Raw genomic sequence first — 19,113 nt, forward strand, 5'->3', positions numbered from 1 at the left:
CCTCCCCTTGGGAGGGGATGACAGCTTCGGACCACTCCTATGGCCATCCGCTACACCCTGCCCAACGGGCTCACCGTCGTCTTCGAGGAGCAGCACGCCGCCAAGGTCGCGGCCTTCCAGGTCTGGGTCAAGGCCGGCAGCGCTGACGAAAGGCCGGACCAGGCCGGGCTCGCCCACCTGCACGAGCACATGCTCTTCAAGGGCACGGAGCGCCGGGGGCCCGGTGAGATTGCCCGGGACATCGAGGCGCACGGCGGCGAAATCAACGCCTGGACGTCCTTCGACCAGACCGTCTACCACATCGTCATCGCCAGCCAGTTCGCCCGCACGGGCCTGGACATCCTGGGGGATGCCGTCCGCCGCTCCGCGTTCGACAAGGACGAGCTGGCGCGCGAAATCGAGGTCGTGTGCGAGGAGATCAAGCGCAGCTACGACTCTCCGTCGCGCCGCGCGTCCCGGGGGCTCTTCACCGCCGCGTTCCAGACGCACCCCTACCGGCTGCCCGTCATCGGCACCGAGGAGAGCGTGCGCAGCTTCACCCGCGAGAAGGTGCTGGAGTTCTACCACCGGCACTACACGCCGAAGAACCTGGTGCTGTCCGTCGCGGGCGACCTGAACGAGGCGGAGCTGCGCCAGTGGGTGGACGAAATCTTCGGCGGTGACTGGGGCCGGCCCTACGCGGGCCCGGTGGAGCGTCCGCGCGACGCGGCCCCCACGGGCCGCCGCGTGCTCATCCAGACGGAGGACGTGAAGGAGGCCTACCTGCACCTGTCCTTCGCCATCCCGGACCTGGAGCACCCGGACGTGCCCGCGCTGGACGTGCTGGCGATGATCGCCGGCCAGGGCAATTCGTCATGGCTGGTGCGCGAGGTGAAGCGCCGCCAGCACCTGGTCAACGACGTGCACGCGTCCGCGTACACGCCCAAGGACCCGGGCATCTTCTCCGTGTCGCTGACGCTGCCGCCCGCGCAGTCGCAGAAGGCGCTCACGCAGACGGCGCGCGTGCTGGAGGCGCTGCGCACCACCCCCGTGCCCCTGGACGAGCTGCGCGCGGTGCAGGCGGTGGTGGAGGCGGAGTCCGTCTACCGCAAGGAGACGGTGCAGGGCACCGCGCGGAACCTGGGCTCGTACCAGACGTCCCCCGGCGGCCTGGAGTCGGAGGCGCGCTACCTGGAGGACATCCGCAACCTGAAGCCGGAGGACCTGCGCCGCGTGGCCCAGAAGTACCTGCGGCTGGAGCACGCCGTCGTCACCGCGCTGGTGCCGCCCGCCGCGGAGCTGACGGAGGCCCACGTGCACGCCGCGCTGGATGAGGCGGCGAAGGGCCCCGGCCTCACGCCGCCGGAGCGCTCCGCGAAGCAGCCTCCCCCGGAGGCTCCGCCGCGTCCAGCCCGCGGCGCCGTGGCGTCCGCGCGTTCGGAGGTCGTGAAGGAGAAGCTGCCCTCCGGCGCCACGCTCCTCATCCGCGTGGAGCCACACGTGCCGCTGTTCTCCATGCGCGCGGCCTTCATCGGCGGCTCGCGCTACGAGACGCCCGAGAACAACGGCATCACCACGCTGCTCAGCCGCACCCTCACCAAGGGCACCACCACGCTCAGCGCGGATGACATCAGCCAGTTGGGCGACCTGTACGCGGGCAACGTCACCGGTCAGGGCGGCCGCAACTCCGTGAGCCTGAAGGCGGACTTCCTGTCGCGCTACTTCGAGCCCGGCTTCCGGCTGTTCGCGGACGTGCTGGTGAACCCCGCCTTCCGCGAGGAGGAGGTGGCGCGGGAGCGCGCGCTGCTGCTCCAGGACATCCTCACCCGCGAGGACAAGCCGTCGAGCCTGGCGTTCGAGCTGTTCTCGCGCACGCTCTACCAGGAGCACCCGTACCGGCTGTCGATGCTGGGTGAGAAGGCCTCCGTGGAGGCGCTGGGGCCCGAGCAGCTGCGCGCCTACCACCGCGCGCACATGGACCCGTCGCAGATGACGCTCAGCGTGGTGGGCGACGTGGACGTGGACCAGGTGCGGGCGCTGGCGAACGAGTACTTCGGCAAGTCGCGCGGCGGCGCGGTGGCCCCGAAGCAGGTGCGGCCGGAGGCGCCTCCGTCCGCGCCGCGCACGGAGAAGAAGGTGCTCGCGCGTGCGCAGACGCACCTGGTGATGGGCTTCCAGGCGGCGCGGATGACCGACCCGTGGCGCGTGGTGCTGGACGTGCTGTCCACGGTGCTGTCCGGCCAGGGCGGGCGGCTCTTCATCGAGCTGCGCGACAAGCGCTCCATGGCCTACAGCGTGAGCAGCTTCTCCATGGATGGGTTGGACCCCGGCTACTTCGCCGTCTACATGGGCACGAGCCCGGAGAAGGTGGAGGCGGCGGTGGAGGGCATGCGCCGCGAACTGCAGCGCATCCGCGACGAGCCCATTCCGGCCGCGGAGCTGGAGCGCGCCAAGCAGCACATCATCGGGGCGTATGAAATCGACCTGCAGCGCAACAGCGCCCGCGCGACGCTGCTGGCGCTGGACACCTGCTACGGCATCGGGCTGGACAACTTCCTGCACTACTCCGAGCGCGTGGCGAAGGTGACGGCGGCGGACGTGCAGGAGGTGGCCCGCCGGGTCATCGACTTCGACCGCATGGCCATGTCCATCGTCGGTCCGTAATTCCCTGCCTCGCGAGCGTGGAAGCGTCACGACGACGGCGCTTCCACGCCGCACCGGGTGCGGTAGAAGGGGCGCCATGTCCCAGACCTACCTGTCACTCACCGTCGATATCGCGGAGGAGGCCTCCGAAATCCTCCAGGACCTGCTCCATGAGGCCGGCGCCCTGGGCCTGGAGGTCCGCGACACGGAGACGCCCACCATGCCGGGCGTGCGCGCCCCCGTGAAGGGCCAGTCCATCGTCGTGGCCTACTTCGAGGACCGCGAGAGCGCGGAGGAGGCCCGCGACGCCGTGGCGGAGAGCCACCCCACCGCGCGCCTGTCCCTGGACGAGCAGCCCCAGCAGGACTGGAGCAACGAGTGGAAGTCGCTCATCAAGTCCGTGCAGGTGGGCCGCCTGTGGGTGGGCCCGCCCTGGGACGTGGCGAACGCGCCCGCGGACAAGGTGAAGCTCGTCATCGAGCCGAAGATGGCCTTCGGCACGGGGGACCACCCCACCACCTCGCTGTGCCTGGCGGCGGTGGATGACTTCATGTCCACGCACCCGGGCGCGAGCGTGCTGGACGTGGGCACCGGCACGGGCGTGCTCGCCATCGCGGCGAAGAAGCTGGGCGCGGGCCACGTGGTGGGCACCGACAACGACCCCACCTCCGTGGAGCTGGCCCAGGAGAACTGCACGGACAACCAGACGCCCGACCTGGACATCTCCGGGCGCGAGCTGACGGAGGTTGCCGGCACCTTCGACCTGGTGCTCGCGAACATCCTGGCCAACACGCTTATCGAGCTGGCGCCCCTCATCGTGCCCAAGGCGAAGGACCGGCTGGTGCTGGCCGGCGTGCTCGCGCACCAGCGCGCGGACGTGGAGGCCGCGTACCGCAAGCTGGGGTGCACCGTGCTGGAGGGTGCGCAGCAGGGCGAGTGGGTGCGCATCGACTTGAAGCGCTAGAAATGAGAGGGGGTCGGGCAGCGAACGCGAAGGCTCGCCCACCCGACCCCATCTGGACTCGCGAGGCTTTCCCCCTTGGCGTCAGGACCTCGCGAGTCCCGCCGTGTGCTTGGCGGACATTGCAGTCCGCGTGCCCGCCGCAGGGACCTTGGAGATCCAAGGGGACGCGGGCGCGGCTGTAGCGGGGCGGGTTACAGGGCGCCCGGCGCGTGTGACCTTCCGCGCTACAGCGGACCTCAGGTGAACGCGAGCGTCCCGGCCGCGCGCAGGGAGCCCACGACTTCGTTCCGGGTGTTGAGGATGCGCGGCTCCGCGTGGTGCTCCAGGCCCGTCATGGGCAGGACCAGGCCCTGTGCTTCCGCGACGAGGCGCAGGACGGCGAGGAGCGCGGGCGCGGCGCAGCGGGCGTCGCCGTCCTCGACCTTGACGGCCACGCCCAGCCGGGCCCGGGGCAGCGCGGCGCAGTAGACGCCCTCCGCGCCAATCTTCACCACGGCCTCGCCCCCGAAGGCGGTCATCAGGTCCGTGCACGCGCGGCCCCTTCCCGCGACCAATTCCGGGTGCGCGAGCATCGCTTCGCGCAGGCGCTGGGCCGCGGGCGCCTCCGACACGCCGAAGCGGGCCCACGCGGTGGCCATGGCGCTGAGCGGCAGGCCAAAGCAGACGGCGAGGCAGCCATCCACGGCCTTCACCAGCGCGTCACGCGGCAGGCCCGTCCACTTCGCGATTTCGTCCTGGATGCGCTCCTGCACCGGGTGGCCGTCGCTGGCGTAGCCGTGGACGTCCCAGCCGTGGTGCCTCGCCAGCGCGAGCATCCCCGCGTGCTTGCCGGAGCAGTTGTTCCAGCGGGGCGTGAGTACCACGCCCGCCTTGAGGGCTTCTTCCGCGACCGCGGGCGACAGCGGCGGGTGCGGGCCACACGCGAGGTGGCGCTCCTCGCAGCCCGAGGCGCTCAGCATCCGCATGGCGAGCGCGCGGTGCACGGGCTCGCTGGAGTGGGACGCGCAGGAGAGCGCCAGCTCGCGCGAGCCGAAGCCGTAGCGGTCCGCCGCGCCGTCCTGGACCATGGGCAGGGACTGGAAGGGCTTCGCCGCCGAGCGCCAGAAGGTGACGCGCTCCGGGTCGCCCGCGTACGCGACGCGCGTGCCCTCCGCGCTCACCACCGCGACGGACACGGTGTGGAGGGATTCGACGAAGCCGGAGCGGGTGGACTCGATGACGAGGGTGGCCATGGGCGTTTCGCGCGCCATAGCATGGAGGACTATCCTGCGGGCGCCCTCCCCTCAAGGAAGCCGCCGTGGTCCGCCTCTTCGTCCCCCTGCCCGACCCCGCCCCCGTTGACGTGACGCTCACGGGCGAGCGCCGCCACTACCTCGTCCACGTGCTGCGGCTGGAGGACGGCGACGCTTTGGAGGTCTTCGACGGCAAGGGCCGCGCCTTCGAGGCGCGCGTCACCGGGCTGGACGCGGAGTCCGTGCGGCTGGTGCTGGGGGCCGTGCGGGTGACGCCGCCCGCGCGCGAGATGCACGTGCTCCAGGGGCTGCCCAAGGGGGACAAGCTGGAGCTGGTGCTGCAGAAGGGCACGGAGCTGGGCGCCACCGCGTTCCATCCGGTGGCCACGGCGCGCAGCGTGGTGAAGCTGGAGCCGAAGCGCGCCGAGGAGCGCACCCAGCGGTGGGCGAAGATTGTCGAGGAGGCCGCGCGCCAGTGCCGGCGCGACGACGTGCCGGTGGTGCACCCGCCCCGGCCGCTCCTGGACGCGGCGCGCGCGCTGACGCCGGGCACGCTGCTGCTGGTGCTGGATGAAGAGGAGTCCGCGGTGCCGCTGGGCGAGGCGTTCCGGAGCGTGGCCGCGGGGACTCCGGTGGCGCTGGTGATTGGCCCCGAGGGCGGGCTCGCTCGCGAGGAGGTGGACGGGCTGCGCGGGTTGGGAGCGCGGCCGGTGACGCTGGGCTCGCGCATCCTGCGCACGGAGACGGCGGCGCTCGCGGCGCTCGCGGTGATGCAGCACCTGGATGGGTCGCTCGGTTAGCAGGCGGGCGGGCAGCCCCTCCCTGCATCCCGGGTCACGGATCCGTGTGGTGATTCCTACGTTTCTGCCATTCGGGACCTCGCGGGTCCCTCACACGGGAGAGACTCTCATGGGGATCATCGCATTCATCATCATCGGCCTCATCGCGGGCCTCATTGCTCGAGCCATCCTGCCGGGCAAGCAGAGCATGGGGCTGGTGGCCACGACCCTGTTGGGCATGGTGGGTTCGCTGGTGGGCGGCCTCATCGGCTCGCTCTTCGAGCGCAACGGACGGCTGTTCGACCTGCATGCCTCGGGCATCATCATGTCCGTCGTGGGATCCATCATCGTGCTTCTCCTGGTGGGAGCAGCGGGACGGCGCCGCGTCCACGCCTAGCGTGAGGCGCCCCACACGCACCGTCCCCCGAGGACGATGGTGATGGCGCGAACGAGCCCCTGACGGTTCCTCGGCCGAGGGACCGGCGGGGGCTTGTCCTTTTCTTGCTACAGGCCTGAATGCGGCCTTTCATGGCGACGGTTGTCCGCGTCACCGGGAGGATCCGTTGTCCAAGTGCCTGAAGTGCGGCGCCTCGCTGCCGCCGGTCGGAGATTGCCCCGCTTGCGCCGCGAATGCCGCGCGCCCACCCGCGGTGGCCCCCGTCCCGAGCCTGCTCGACCGCGACATCCACATTGATCGCCGAAGCAGGTCCGGAGACCGTGTGGCCCAGGGTGCCGGCGGCGAAGACCCCATCACGTTGAACAGCGAACCGATGGAGCCGGAGACGCTGCGCGGCACCCCGGCCTTCGCGCTGGAGCCGCCTCGCGGTCCCGTGACCCCGCCGGGCATGACGCCGACGGTCCGTCCGGGAATGGCCCCCGCCGCGCCCCGGCCGCCCGCGCAGGCTCCGGCCGCCGCGCCTCGCGCCGCCATGCCTCCGACGGATGGGCCCACCGTGCGCGCGCCCACTCCGGGTGCCGTGGCTCGCCCCGCGCCGGCCTCCGCGCCTCAGGCGGATGCGACGATTCGCGCGGCGGCGCCTGCGGCGCGTCCCCCGTCGCCCCAGGCAGCGCGTCCCGCGCCCCAGGCGGATGCACCCCAAGCGGATGCGACGATTCGCGCGGCGGCCCCGGCGGCGCGCCCTGCCGCACCGCAGGCGGATGCGACGATTCGCGCGGCGGCTCCTGCCGCACCGCAGGCGGATGCGACGATTCGCGCGGCGGCCCCGGCGGCGCGTCCTGCTCAGGCCGAGCGCGCTCCCGTGCCGCCCGCGGAGGGTCAGGCGGTCCGGGCTCCCGTGCAGCAGGCGCCCCGGGCAGCGGCGCCCATGCCTCCCCGAGCCACGCCTCCCGCGGGGAACGCACCTGCTGGCGCCGTGCAGCCTCCGCGTCCCGCCGCGCCGCCTCCGGGCGTAGCACCGGTGGCCGCCGTGCCCCCGCGCGCCGCGCCCACCGCGGCCCTGTCGGAGCTGGGCTTCCAGAACCCTGGCGTCGCCGCGCCTCGCGCCACGCAGCCTCCGGCGTCCCCCATGGAGCCCCGCCCGGGCGCCGCGCCCACTCCGGCCTACGGCACGGAGCCGCACGTTCCGCGCCCCCAGGCCGCCTCGGGTCAGCCTCGTGGCAACGCCGTCCAGGGGTCTCCCGGACTTCCTCGCATGGACGCGCCGGCCCAGGCCGCCTCGGGCCAGCCGCGTGGCAACGCGCAGGGTTCGCCCGGACTGCCCCGCATGGACGCGCCCGCGCAGGCCCAGGCGTCCGGTCTTCCCCACCCCGCCTCCGGACCGTCGTCCGCCGAGCACTGGGATGCCTCGCAGGCGTCTTCCGGCCTTCCCTTGATGGATGCTCCCGCGCAGGCCTCCGGTCCGTCTCGCCGGGACGCCACTCCGGGCCTTCCCGTCATGGAGGACCCGGCCATCCTGCCCCCGCTGGAGACGCCGGCCTTCGCGACGTCCTCCGCGCCCGCTCCGGGAGTGTCCCGAATGGAAGCCTCGCCCGCCCCTGTCCCCGCCCCAGCCCCCGCGAAGTCGAAGGCCCCTGCGCCCTCGGCGGTCCCGGCCGCTGGCGAGGTCCACGCGCGCCCCGCCTCGCTGTGGCGCCGGCTGCTGTCCTTCACCGTCGACACCGCGGCCATCGGCGCCGTGGCGGCGGCCTACATCACCCTCGCCTCGTCCATCGCGGGCGTGAAGGGGCCGCAGGCGGGGCTGACCGGGCTGGACGCGTTCGTCGCCTGGCTGCGCGCGCTGCACTCCGTGCTGCTGCCGGGCGTGGTCCTGGTGGTGGTGCTCGCCACCGTGTACTGCGCGGTCGCCGCCTTCCTGTGGAATGGACGCACCCTGGGACGGTTGCTCCTGGGCCTGCGGTTGGTGGACACCCATGGCATGGCGCCCACCCCGGGCCGGGCCATCTTCCGGGCGCTGCTCGCCGGGCTTTCCTTTGTTCTCTTCCTGGGCGGCTTCTGGATGGCGCTGTTCGACCGCCGCGGACAGACGCTCCATGACAAGCTGACGTCCACCTTCGTCGTCCAACCGAGCTGAAACCGGCTCATTGTGCCTTGCGGCTGCGGCCGTAAGATGCCGCGGCCTTCATGCCTTCGCGTCTTGCCCAGCACCTCGTCTCGCGCGCCCTCCTGTCCCAGGAGCAGGCCGGGGAGTTGTTGCGTCAGCATCAGGCCCAGGGTGGCCATCTGGACACCGCGCTCCTGGAGCGCGGCATCCCCGAAGCGGACGTCCTCGCGATGTTGGGCGAGGTCTCCGGCTTCCGGCCCGTGAACCTGGTGGACTTCGAGCCCAACCTCGAGGTCGCCAGCTTCATCCCCCCGAAAATCGCCGAGCGCCTGAGCGTCGTCCCCCTGTCCCTGGACGGGAACACGCTGCACGTGGCGTGCGCCTATCCGGTCCCCAAGAAGGAGCTGGACGAGGTCGGCTTCCTCCTGGGCAGGCCGCTGGAGCTGTGGGTCGCCATCGAGCTGCGGGTGCGCGAGTGGATCGCCATCATCTACCGCCAGCCGCTGCCGCCCCGCTTCGTGCAACTGGCCGACGCCTTGGCCCAGCAGGCCGGAGCGCTCACGCCGCCTCCTCCTCCGCCTCCCGACGACGAGTCGATGACGGTGGACATGGTGGAGCAGCTGGCGCGCAACGTGGCCCAGGAGCCCGTGCCCGCGCAGGCCCGTCCCACCGCCTCGCGTGAGCCCGAGCCCGCGGACATCCCGCCCCCCGCGTACGTGCGCGAGCCGCTGCGCCTGAACACCTCCGCGGGCCCGGTGACGACGGCCCGCGCGGTCCAGCGCCCCACTCCGCCGCCGACGCCCACCGACATTCCGCCCCCCGCGTACACGCGCGAGCCCCTGCGGCTGAACATGCCGGGCACGCCCGCGCGCGCCGCGCCGCCCGCGCAGGCCCCGAACCGGGGCGCGCCGGGGAACGCCGCGCCGCCGACGCTGTACCCGCCGGGAGAGCGTCCCCCCCCGCCGCCGCAGCCCGTGCCGGTGCTGTTGCCCGTGGGGCCGGCCGGCACGCCCGCGACGCAGGGCTCCGCCCAGGGCGGCCGACCCGCCGCGCCCGGTGCGTTCGCCACGCCGCCGCAGACCGCGAGCCGTCCCGCCACCACCGTGCAGCAGGGGCCCGCGACGCAGGGCTTCGGAGGACCGGGCACCGCGCAGGGCATCTCCGCGACGCAGGGCTTCGGAGGACCGGGCACCCCCGTGCAGCAGGGCGGCACCACCCCGGCCGCGCAGCCGGCACAGGTCCCCGCCCGACCGGGGACCACCGTCCAGGGCGCGCAGGGCACCTCCCCCGCCGCGCCTCCGTCCGCGAACCGCGCCGTCGCCCCCGCCCAGCCCCCGGGAGCCCGCCCCGCGGTGTGGCCTCCCGCGCCCGAGCAGCAGGCCCGCGCGGCCCAGCCGTCCGCCACGCCGACCCAGCCGCCCGTTCCCCCGGCGCCGCCCCGGAGCGAGCCGTCGTTCATCATCTTCAGCAACCCCGGGTCCACGCAGGGCCCGAACCGTCCTCGCGCGGCGGAGCCCGCCTCCGTCCCGGGTGCCTCCAGCGCGCCGGATGCCGCCGTGCCGGAGTGGACGCTGCCCCAGGCCCGCTCCGCGCTGCGCGAGTCGACGCGGGACCTGGACCGCCTGCTGGACGTGGCGCTGCGCTTCGGCCGCCGCACGTTCGACTACGTGGCCGCCTTCGCCGTCGTGCGCGGCGCCGCCGGTGGCTGGGACTCGCGCGGCGACGGCTGGGACGCGAACGCCCTCGCCCAGGTCTCCATCCCCCTGGACGCGAGCAGCGTCTTCCGCACCGTCGCCGTCACGCGCGGCAGCTACGCGGGCCCGCTGCCGCCGGACGCGCTCACGCGGCACTACCTGGAGCTCTTCGGCCGCCAGGCTCCGCGCACCGTCTTCCTGTACCCGGTGGAGGTGAAGGGCCGCCTCGTGGCCATCCTCTACGGCGACTGCGGCCAGAAGCCGATGAGCCAGCGCCGGCTGAGCGACTACATCCTGTTCTGCCAGGACCTGCCGGCCGCGTTCCAGGAGCTCATCCTCTTCCGCAAGCAGCGCGTCTCCGAGCTGCGCGCGCCGGAAGAGGACATCACCATCGACGTGGACGTGCCCGGCTTCCCGGCCCCGGTCCAGCCCGCTCCCGCGCCCGCCGTGGTCGCGGGGCTCGGGTGGAACCCCGTCTTCGGCCGGGGAGGCGTGGCGAACCTGGGCCGCGCCGCCGCCCTGCCCCCGCGCGTGCTATCGCCGGAGGAGCTGCCGCCGCCGGACTTCACGCCGCTCCTGCGCCGGCTCACCGGCCCGGACGCGTCCCAGCGCTCCAGCGCCATCGCGGAGCTGGCGCGCTCGCCGGAAGCCAGCGCCCGGGTGCTCGCGCAGCACTTCCCTGGCCCCACGGCCTGGAGCCGCCTGCCCGTCGTGGAGCTGCCGGAAGCGGACGAACTGGGCCCCATCCCGGCGGCCCTGTCGCGCCTGGGCCGGCCCGCGGCCGTCGCGCTGGCGCCGCTGTTGGATTCGAACGACGCGGACACGCGCTACCTGGCGCTGCTCACCGCGGGCAACCTGCCCTACGCGGAGCTGGTGGACGGCGTGCTGCGCGGCTTGTTCGACATGGAGCCGGACATCTCCAGCGCCGCGCGAGTCGCCGCCGCCGCGCTCAAGCACCTGCCGCGCCTGGACGCGTCCCTGCGCGATCTGCGCCAGGAACTGGCCAGCCGGGACGCGCTGCGCCGCTCGCTGGCGGCCCGTGCCCTGGGCACGCTGCACGACCGCGACGCCATCGAGGGCCTCATCAACCTCACCGGCAGCGACGACGCCATGTGCGCGCAGGCCGCGGCGGAAGCGCTGCGCGAAGTCACCCGCGCCACGCTGGGGCTCCAGCCGCGCCAGTGGTCGGCGTGGTGGGCGGAGAACCGCAGCCGCCGTCGCGCGGACTGGCTGGTGGCCGCGCTGCGCCACCGTGAGTTGGACGTGCGGCTCGCCGCCATCGAGGAGCTGAGCCGCGCCCTGCACGACACGCTGGGCTACTACGCGGACGCGCCCGACGCGGAGCGCGAGGCCGCGGTGCGGCGCTGGGAGTCCGCGGCGGTCGACCCCGCCAACGCCCGCCGGCTGGGCATGCTCTGAGCCACGGAGGCGCGCGATGACGGGCGCCATGTGGCTCAGCCTGCTCGCGTGCGCGGGGCAGCTCGCGCTCGCCGGCATCGCGCTCGCCCGCGTGGGAAGAAGTCCCCTCGCGCTGCCGCTGTCGCTCTTGTCCATCGCACTGTCCACCTGGAACTTCTCCGCCTTCGGGCTGGCGCGTTCGGGGGACACCGGCTGGCGGTTGATGGGCTTCGCCGCGGCGCTGATGACGCTGCCGTGCGCGGTGCACTTCATCCTCGCGTTCGTGGGCCGCCGTCGCCGCTCCGCCCGCGTGCTTTACGGCACCTACGCGGTGATGGGCGCGCTCGCGCTGACGATGCTCATCGCCATGGGCGTGCCCGCGCTGGAAGAGCGCATCAACACCTTCGCCTTCGGGCTCGCGGTCTCCGTGGGCGTCATCCCCATCCTCACCACCGGCTTCGTGCTGCTCACGCGCCACCTGCGCCACGCGGGCTCGCAAGACGAACGGGCGCGAGCAGGCTTGATGCTGCTGGGGCTCACGCTGCTCGTCGCGCTGCTGCTCACGGACCTGGCGGCGGACATGGCCTTGCCCGTGCCGAAGCTGGGCAACGTGGGCACGCTGCTGGGCCTGCCTGTGATGGCCACCGCGTCCCTGCGCTTCCAGCTCTTCGGCAAGGACGCGCGCGCCACGAACTCGGCGATGCACGCCGTCGTGCTCGCGCTGGTGGGCGTGCTCGCCTACCTCACGCTCTTCCGCGCCTTCGCCGCTGAGTCCGGAGCGCTGGTCGTGGGCACCACCGCCATCACCTTCGCGCTGCTCGCGGCGGCGCGGCGGGGCGTCACCGCCTTCGTCACCCAGCGCGAGCGCCTGGAGCAACTGGCCACGCTGGGCCGCTTCTCCGCGCAGATGGCGCACGACCTGAAGAACCCCATCGCCGCGCTCAAGGGCGCCGCGCAGTACCTCAAGGAGGAGCACGCGCGCGGCCACTCCTGGGACGCGCACGGGGACTTCCTGGACCTGCTGCTGGAGCAGGTGGAGCGCCTGGACCGGGTGGCGGGCACGTACCAGCGCCTCGCGCGGGTCGAACCGCTGCGCCGGCCGCTGGATGTGAACCGGCTGGTGGAGGGCGTGCTGTCGCTCCAGGCCTTCGCGACACCGGGCGCGGTGGAATTGAAGAAGGAGCTCGCCCCCGACCTGCCCGAGTACGCGGGAGACGAGGACCTGCTCGCCAACGCGCTGGAGAACCTGGTGCGCAACGCGTTCGAGGCCATGCCCGAGGGAGGCACCCTCACCGTGCGCACGCAGCGGGACGGCGGCGCGGTGGTGGTGGAGGTGCAGGACACCGGCAGCGGCATGGACGCGCGCACGCGCGAGCGGGCCTTCGACGACTTCTTCACCACCAAGGCGACAGGCAGCGGGCTGGGGCTGGCCTTCGTGCGGCGCGTGGCGGAAGCACACGGAGGCACCGCGTCCCTGACGAGCGGCGAGGGCCATGGCACCATCCTCCGCCTGCGCCTGCCGGCGGCCCCCGTTTCCCAGCCCCCGGCAGCCGAGGGAGAAGCCGCGTGAGTGACGCACTGAAGGGCCACGTCCTGGTGGTCGACGATGATCCCGCGCTGCTCAAGGTGCTGGGCGCGCTGCTCACCCAGGCGGGCCTCACCCCGCATCCCGCGTCCAACGCGAAGGACGCCCTGGCCCAGCTCGCGCGCCGCCCCATCGACGTGGTGCTGAGCGACGTGCGCATGCCGGGCATGAGCGGCATGGAGCTGCTCGCGGAGGTGGGGCGCGGCTGGCCGGACGTGCCCGTGCTGCTGATGACCGCGCACGGCACGGTGCCGCTCGCGGTGGAGGCGATGAAGGCGGGCGCGGCGGACTTCGTGCTCAAGCCCTTCGACCGCGAGGAGCTCCTCTTCTCGCTGAAGAAGGCCCTGCTCCACGCGAGCCAGGATCCGGAGCCCACGCGCGGCACCGGCAAGGCGCCGGACGGACTGGACAGCCTGCTCATGGGCCAGAGCCGCGCGATGAAGGACGTGAAGGCCCTGCTGGTGAAGGCCGCCCAGGGCACCGCCACGGTGCTGCTGAGAGGCGAGTCCGGCACGGGCAAGGAGCTGGCCGCGCGGGCCCTGCATGAGAACAGCCCCCGGCGCTCGGGCCCGTTCGTGAAGCTGCACTGCGCGGCGCTCCCGGACACGCTCCTGGAGAGCGAGCTGTTCGGCTACGAGAAGGGCGCCTTCACCGGCGCGGCGACGCGCAAGCCCGGACGCGTGGAGCTGGCGCACGGCGGCACGCTGTTCCTCGACGAGATTGGCGACGTGTCCCCCGCCGTGCAGGTGAAGCTCCTGCGCGTGCTCCAGGAGCGCGAGTTCGAACGGCTGGGCGGAACCCAGACGGTGAAGGTGGACGTGCGCTTCGTCGCGGCCACGCACCAGGCGCTGGAGGACGGCGTGCGCCGGGGCACCTTCCGCGAGGACCTCTTCTACCGGCTCAACGTGGTGCCCCTCTGGCTGCCCACGCTGCGCGAGCGGCCGGAGGACATCGCGCCGCTCGCCCGCCACTTCCTGGACGTGCACGCGAAGACCAACGGCCGCCCTCCGTTCACCCTGAGCGAGGACGGCCTGCGCGCGCTCCAGGCCCAGCCGTGGCCCGGCAACGTGCGCCAGTTGCAGAACTTCCTGGAGCGGCTGGTGGTGCTCTCCGACGGGCCCATGCTCACCGGCGAGGACGTGGCGCGCGAGCTCTCCCGCCAGCCGGGACTCGCGCCAGCGCCCGTCGCCGCGCCCCTGCCTCCTTCGACGTCCGACTCCGTCACGCTGGAGTCACGGCGCAAGGACGTGGAGAAGGAGGCGCTGGTGGACGCGCTGAAGCGCTCGGGGGACAACCGCACGCTGGCGGCGCGGCTGCTCGGGGTGAGCCGGCGCACGCTCTACAACAAGCTGGAGGAGCACGGCCTGCTGTAGGGGGACCGGGAGACCGGCCCGCTGGAACCCGGGCCGTATTTTCGCGCGGCGCTTCCGTGTACGGACCTGACTTCCAGGTTTATGCTGCTTCGCGCTCGTACTCCCTGGACGCGGCACCGCAGCGCACCCGAGTCCCCCTCCCGGCCCGAAAGGGCTGGCTGACACGAAGGAGCAACGCCCCATGACCCAGTCCCTCGCCGGCCGCGTGAGCGGTCCCGTCTACACCCCCAACGACGCGGGCTATGCCCCGGAGACCGCCGGCTTCAACGTGCTGGTCCAGCACACGCCGCAGTACGTGGTGGCGGTGAAGTCCACGCAGGACGTGGCGGAGGCCATCCGCTTCGCCCGGGAGAACCAGCTGCCCGTGTCGGTGCAGGCCACGGGGCACGGGACGTACGCGCCCATCACCTCCGGCGTGCTCATCTCCACGAAGGCGCTGAACCACGTGAGCATCGACCCGGCGACGCGCATCGCCACCGTCGGCGCGGGCGCGCGCTGGGAGCCCGTCATCGCGGAGGCCGCGAAGCACGGCCTGGCGCCCATCGCCGGCTCGTCCACGAACGTGGGCGTGGTGGGCTATCTGCTGGGCGGCGGCCTGGGGCCGCTGGTGCGCAGCCACGGCGTCAGCTCCGACTACGTGGTGGGCTACACGCTGGTCACCTGCGACGGTGAGACGGTGGAGGCGAGCGCGGAGAAGCACCCGGACCTGTTCTGGGGCCTGCGCGGCGGCAAGGGCGGCTTCGGCATCGTGACGGAGGTGAAGGTCAAGCTGGTGGAGATGCGCTCGCTCTACGCGGGCAGCCTCTTCTTCGAGGAGCAGCACATCGAGGCCGTGCTGCGCGGCTGGGTGAAGTGGACGTCGGAGGCGGACGCGCGCGTGTCCACGAGCCTCGCCGTGATGCGCTTCCCGCCGTTCGACTTCATCCCGCCCCCGCTGCGCGGCCGCACGGTCATCAACCTGCGCTTCGCCTATCCGGGCTCCGTCGAGGAGGGCACGAAGCTGGCGGCGCCCCTGCGCGCCCTGGCGCCCCTCTACCTGGACATGCTGGGCGAGCTGCCCGCGTCCCAGATGGCCCGCATCCACAATGATCCGGATCAGCCCAGCCCCGTGTGGACGAACGGCATGATGCTGACCCACGTGGACCAGGACTTCGCGACCACGGTGCTGCGCCACGTGGGCGCGGGCGTGCAGACGCCGTACTTCATGCTGGAGCTGCGGCACCTGGGCGGCGCGAGTCAGAAGGACGTGGACGGCGGCTCCGCTGTGGGCGGCCGCACCGGCAACTTCATCATCGGCCTGGTGGGCATGCACCCGCCGCTCTTCGAGACGGTGCTGCCCGGCGCCACCGAGGGCCTGCGCGCGGAGCTGAAGCCGTGGCTGTCGCCGGACATGACCATCAACTTCATGGGCAAGGTCCGTGACGCAGCGCACTTCGACAGCGCCTGGCCGGACGCCATCCGCGCGAAGCTCAAGGAAGTGCGCGGCAAGTACGACCCGCACAAGCTCTTCGCGAAGTAGTGCTTCAGGGGGCCAGCGTCGCCAGCGCGTCCAGCTCCGCATGGAACGCGGCGACGAGGGCCCCCGGGTCGGGCACCCGTGACGCATCCGAGGCCACGCCCACGGTCACCTGTCCCGAGTAGCTGAAGAGGCTGACCCCCAGGCCCACGTGGCCGGCCTGGGGGACCCAGAACGTGAGCCCCTGAAGCCTGCTGCCCGCGAGCGACACCGGCTGGCGCGGCCCGGGCACGTTGGTGGCGACGAGCGACGCCTTGGTGCCCATCACGTCCACGACGGCGCGCTCCAGCGCCGCGGGCGTGCGCCCCAGCAGCTCCAGCACGCCGGACGTCACCACGGCCTCCGGCGAGCGCTTGAGGTGCTCCATCCGCTTCATCACCTCGCGCAGGCGGCGGCGCGGCTCGGCCAGGTGAACAGGAAGCCGCAGGAACACCACGCCGAAGCGGTTGCCCAGCTCGCGAGGCACCGGCACGTCCAGGGGCCGCAGGTTCACCGGCACCCAGCGCGTGCACGTCCTCCAGCGGTGCCTCCCGCGAGCCCAGGTAGCGCCGCAGCGCGCCCGTCACCGCCGTGAGCAGCACGTCGTTCACCGTGCCGCCCAGGGCCCGGCCCGCGGCCTTCACCCGCTCCAACTCAATGGGCTCCGACGACCACGCGGCGACCTTCCGGGGGCCCAGAGGCCCACGCAAAGGAGAGCGGGGGTCGGGAGGCAGCACCAGTAACTTGCCCAAAGCCGCCGCGCCCTTCGCGCCCTCGCGAACGAGGTCCCCCGCGAGGATGGGCTCGCGCACCATCTCCGCTCCCTTGCGCAGCGCGGAGCGGGCCCCCCGCGCCATCCGCAACCAGCCTGGAGCTTGAGGTCTCCGCTCCACTTCGGAGGGCATCACCGCTTCCGGGCTCTCATCCCAGGTCTCCGGAACGGTGCCCGCGTCCACCGGATCCGTGAGGGACAGCAACACCCGCGCGAGCGCGATGCCATCCGCGATGCAGTGGTGCAGCCGCGCGAGCACCACATCCCCACCCGGCGCGCCGCGCACCAGGTGGAAGTGCCAGAGCGGGCGGGAGCGGTCCAACGGCACGCCCAGCCAGTCCCCGACGAGCGCCTCCAGCCCCGCGTGGTCCGCGAACTCCGGCACGCGCAACGTGGACAGGTGCTCGTCCGGGTCGAAGTCTGGCGCGTCCTCCCAGTGCGGCCCGCCCAGCGGTCCGGGGACCACGCGCTGCCGGAAGCGCGGGTAGCGCTCCACCAGCCGCTCGCGCACCACCGCGCGCAGGCGCTCCAGGTCCACGGCGCCGTCGAACCACAGCACCGCGGTGATCATCATCAGGTTCGCGGGCTCCTCCATCTGGAGCCACGCCGCGTCCATGCTCGCCATCCGCTCGCGACCCGCCATGGCGTCCTTCTCACCCGTGCGCCCCGGTGGGGGCAAGGTCCTCCTCAAGGCTTGGGCTGCGGCTCCGGCGCCTCCTGCTTCTCCCGCTCGAACTGGAACGTCTGCCGCGTGGCGCCCGGCACCGTGAGGACGAGCGAGTCCTTCTCTTCAATGACGTACGTGAACTCCCCGCCCTTGAACTTGCCCTTCGTCAGGGGGACCACGCGCTGCTTGCCGCACACCGGGCCCACCGCCTGACCGTCCTGCGTGCGCAGCGCCAGGTGCTTCTTGTCCTTCACCTCCACCCGGCCCCACGCGCGCACATCCAGCGTGCTGCCGCGTCCCAGCGTCGCGTCATCCAGCTTCGTCCGCAGCACGAAGCACCCGCCCGGCGTCACCTGCAACGCCCGCGCGTAGTCGGACCGGGGCTGCACGTCGATGCGCTCCTCGCGCCCCTGCTCCGTGTCCGGGATGCTCGCCGCGGACAGCACCCACGTGCCCACCAGCTCCTCCGGGACGGCCGTGCCCTTGGGGGCCTTGTCGCCCTCGCACGGGTTCTCCGCCAGCTTCTCCGGGCTCTTGGGCGCGGGCTCGAAGGACCTCTCACAGGTGAGCCCGCACGACTTCGCCGCGCACGCCGAGTCATCCGGCGCGCAGGCCGCCTTGCTGGTACAGGCCTTCAGCCGCTTGAGCGCGTCCTCGCACCCCTCGCGCATGCACTTGTCGACGCACTCCGCGTCGATGCACTCCGACACGCAGACCCAGTTGGTGCGGCCACACACGCCCGCCACCGTGCGGGGAGCCTGGGCCGCCGCGGGCAGCGCCGCGGCGGAGACGAGAAGCAGGACGAGGAGTCGGAACGGTCGCATGCGGAGTGGAAGCTAGGCAGTGCGACCACCTCCGGCGACACCCGGCGACAGCATGGCTGTCCACCGGGCATCACTCCGGGCTCCGGCACTGCCGTCAGGTGAACTGCCACCGCCAGGTGCGCGGGTCGGACGGATTGGGCAGCTCCAGCTCGAAGTCCAGCGTGTCGTAGCGGCTGAACTCGCGAGGCTCCACGCGCAGGAGCGTCATCGCCGTGGTGTTGCGCTCGCGCATGGGGGACACGTCGAAGGCCAGCTCCGCGTCGAAGGCGACCTTGTAGAAGAGGCAGAAGCCGTCCACCCGCCCGTCCTCCTCCACCGGTCGCTGGATGCGCACGCGCGAGGGCAGCCCCTCCGCGCGCATCGTCTCCAGGTCGAACCCGAACGCGGGCTCCGGCTCGCACAAGAGGTGGTCCACCTCATACGAGCGCACCAGCCGCGTGAAGTACGACGGGCTCATCGCCTCGCGCAGCGACTGGAGGCAGCGGAAGTCCACGTGGGGCAGGTGCTGCGTCCAGATGAACGGGACGCACGCCTCCTCGCGCAGTTGCACGGGCTCCACGTAGACCTCGAAGCGGTTGGGGAGGATGCGGCCGCCGGGCTTGAGCAGGCGCGAGCGCAAGTCCAGCATCCGGGGCACGAGCCCCGCGTCGAGCAGCGCATCTCCCAGCAGCTCATGCAGCAGCACGTCCGCCTTCTCCTGCGGCTGGAAGTGCCAGGTGGGCTCGCGCACGAAGTCGATGCGGTCCAGGCCGTTGCGGCGGGCCACCCACTGCGTGGTGTCCAACAGCCGCGAGTCATCCACCGCGTACAGCCTGCGCGGGTTCTGGTGCGCGGCCAGGAAGGTGCGCAGGCCGGTGCCGGCCTTCACGTCCACCACCACCTGGTTGGGGCGCACGTAGCGCTCCACCGCGCGGCGCCACATCTCCACGCGCTGCGGATCCGCGAGCACGGAGTCCTGCGGCGACGGACTGGAGAGGGCCAAGCTGTTGGGCGCGTGCCGGCGGTGCAAATGGGACACGAGCGGCAGGTGGCTGAGACGCGAGCGCAGGTCCATCAACGCCTGACGCGGCAGGTCGAGCAGGTTCGACATGGTGGCTTCCCCCCGGAACGCCGTGACGGTCCCGACAAAGACGCGATCGACCACCCCGTCCCCCGGAACCGGACTCCAGAGGATGCTGCAAATCCAGTTTTTCCCCCAATCCGTCCG

12 protein-coding genes and 1 pseudogene are annotated in these 19,113 nt (G+C 72.7%); 9 read left to right on the plus strand and 4 right to left on the minus strand.

The genetic code is table 11. From position 1 onward, the window contains the following. Window positions 1-39 precede the first annotated feature (39 nt). Window positions 40-2,643, plus strand: coding sequence for a pitrilysin family protein (locus JYJ93_RS37285; protein WP_206799441.1), 2,604 nt, complete (start codon window positions 40-42; stop codon window positions 2,641-2,643). A gap of 76 nt (window positions 2,644-2,719) precedes the next feature. Beyond that, entirely contained in the window at window positions 2,720-3,586 is an 867-nt protein-coding gene (locus JYJ93_RS37290; RefSeq protein ID WP_206799442.1) for a 50S ribosomal protein L11 methyltransferase, read from the plus strand. A 236-nt stretch (window positions 3,587-3,822) separates the two neighbouring features. Here JYJ93_RS37290 and JYJ93_RS37295 read toward each other — a convergent pair whose 3' ends face one another. Further along, entirely contained in the window at window positions 3,823-4,818 is a 996-nt protein-coding gene (locus JYJ93_RS37295; protein WP_206799443.1) for an asparaginase, read from the minus strand. 65 nt (window positions 4,819-4,883) lie between these two features. Between JYJ93_RS37295 and JYJ93_RS37300 the strand changes: the two genes are divergently transcribed. The 7 genes from JYJ93_RS37300 (at window position 4,884) to JYJ93_RS37330 (ending at window position 15,667) form a co-directional block, all read left to right on the plus strand. Continuing rightward, window positions 4,884-5,618 carry a 16S rRNA (uracil(1498)-N(3))-methyltransferase gene (locus tag JYJ93_RS37300; protein ID WP_206799444.1) on the plus strand — a complete coding sequence of 245 codons (735 nt, stop codon included), beginning with the start codon at window positions 4,884-4,886 and terminating at the stop codon, window positions 5,616-5,618. A 109-nt stretch (window positions 5,619-5,727) separates the two neighbouring features. Further along, window positions 5,728-5,994, plus strand: coding sequence for a GlsB/YeaQ/YmgE family stress response membrane protein (locus JYJ93_RS37305; protein WP_120561959.1), 267 nt, complete (start codon window positions 5,728-5,730; stop codon window positions 5,992-5,994). Window positions 5,995-6,316: 322 nt separating this feature from the next. After that, window positions 6,317-8,128, plus strand: coding sequence for an RDD family protein (locus tag JYJ93_RS40895; protein WP_269012996.1), 1,812 nt, complete (start codon window positions 6,317-6,319; stop codon window positions 8,126-8,128). Window positions 8,129-8,178: 50 nt separating this feature from the next. Further along, window positions 8,179-11,211 carry a FrgA protein gene (locus tag JYJ93_RS37315; RefSeq protein WP_206799445.1) on the plus strand — a complete coding sequence of 1,011 codons (3,033 nt, stop codon included), beginning with the start codon at window positions 8,179-8,181 and terminating at the stop codon, window positions 11,209-11,211. 16 nt (window positions 11,212-11,227) lie between these two features. After that, window positions 11,228-12,760: an ATP-binding protein gene (locus tag JYJ93_RS37320; protein ID WP_206799446.1), complete on the plus strand. Its 1,533-nt coding sequence runs from the start codon at window positions 11,228-11,230 to the stop codon at window positions 12,758-12,760. Further along, the gene (locus JYJ93_RS37325) at window positions 12,757-14,148 is read left to right on the plus strand and encodes a sigma-54 dependent transcriptional regulator (protein WP_206799447.1); all 1,392 of its coding nucleotides are present in this window, start codon (window positions 12,757-12,759) and stop codon (window positions 14,146-14,148) included. Before JYJ93_RS37320 ends, JYJ93_RS37325 begins: the two co-directional genes overlap by 4 nt. Window positions 14,149-14,329: 181 nt before the next feature. Beyond that, window positions 14,330-15,667: an FAD-binding oxidoreductase gene (locus tag JYJ93_RS37330; protein WP_206799448.1), complete on the plus strand. Its 1,338-nt coding sequence runs from the start codon at window positions 14,330-14,332 to the stop codon at window positions 15,665-15,667. Window positions 15,668-15,671: 4 nt separating this feature from the next. Here the strand turns inward: JYJ93_RS37330 and JYJ93_RS37335 are convergent. From JYJ93_RS37335 to JYJ93_RS37345, 3 genes and pseudogenes are all read right to left on the minus strand, one after another. Then, window positions 15,672-17,058, minus strand: a pseudogene (locus JYJ93_RS37335) (wax ester/triacylglycerol synthase family O-acyltransferase). 44 nt (window positions 17,059-17,102) lie between these two features. Next, window positions 17,103-17,906: a hypothetical protein gene (locus JYJ93_RS37340; protein WP_206799450.1), complete on the minus strand. Its 804-nt coding sequence runs from the start codon at window positions 17,904-17,906 to the stop codon at window positions 17,103-17,105. A gap of 94 nt (window positions 17,907-18,000) precedes the next feature. Further along, window positions 18,001-18,996: a class I SAM-dependent methyltransferase gene (locus JYJ93_RS37345; RefSeq protein WP_206799452.1), complete on the minus strand. Its 996-nt coding sequence runs from the start codon at window positions 18,994-18,996 to the stop codon at window positions 18,001-18,003. Between the last annotated feature and the right edge of the window lie 117 nt (window positions 18,997-19,113).

The organism is Corallococcus sp. NCSPR001, from assembly GCF_017309135.1.
Taxonomy (GTDB): domain Bacteria; phylum Myxococcota; class Myxococcia; order Myxococcales; family Myxococcaceae; genus Corallococcus.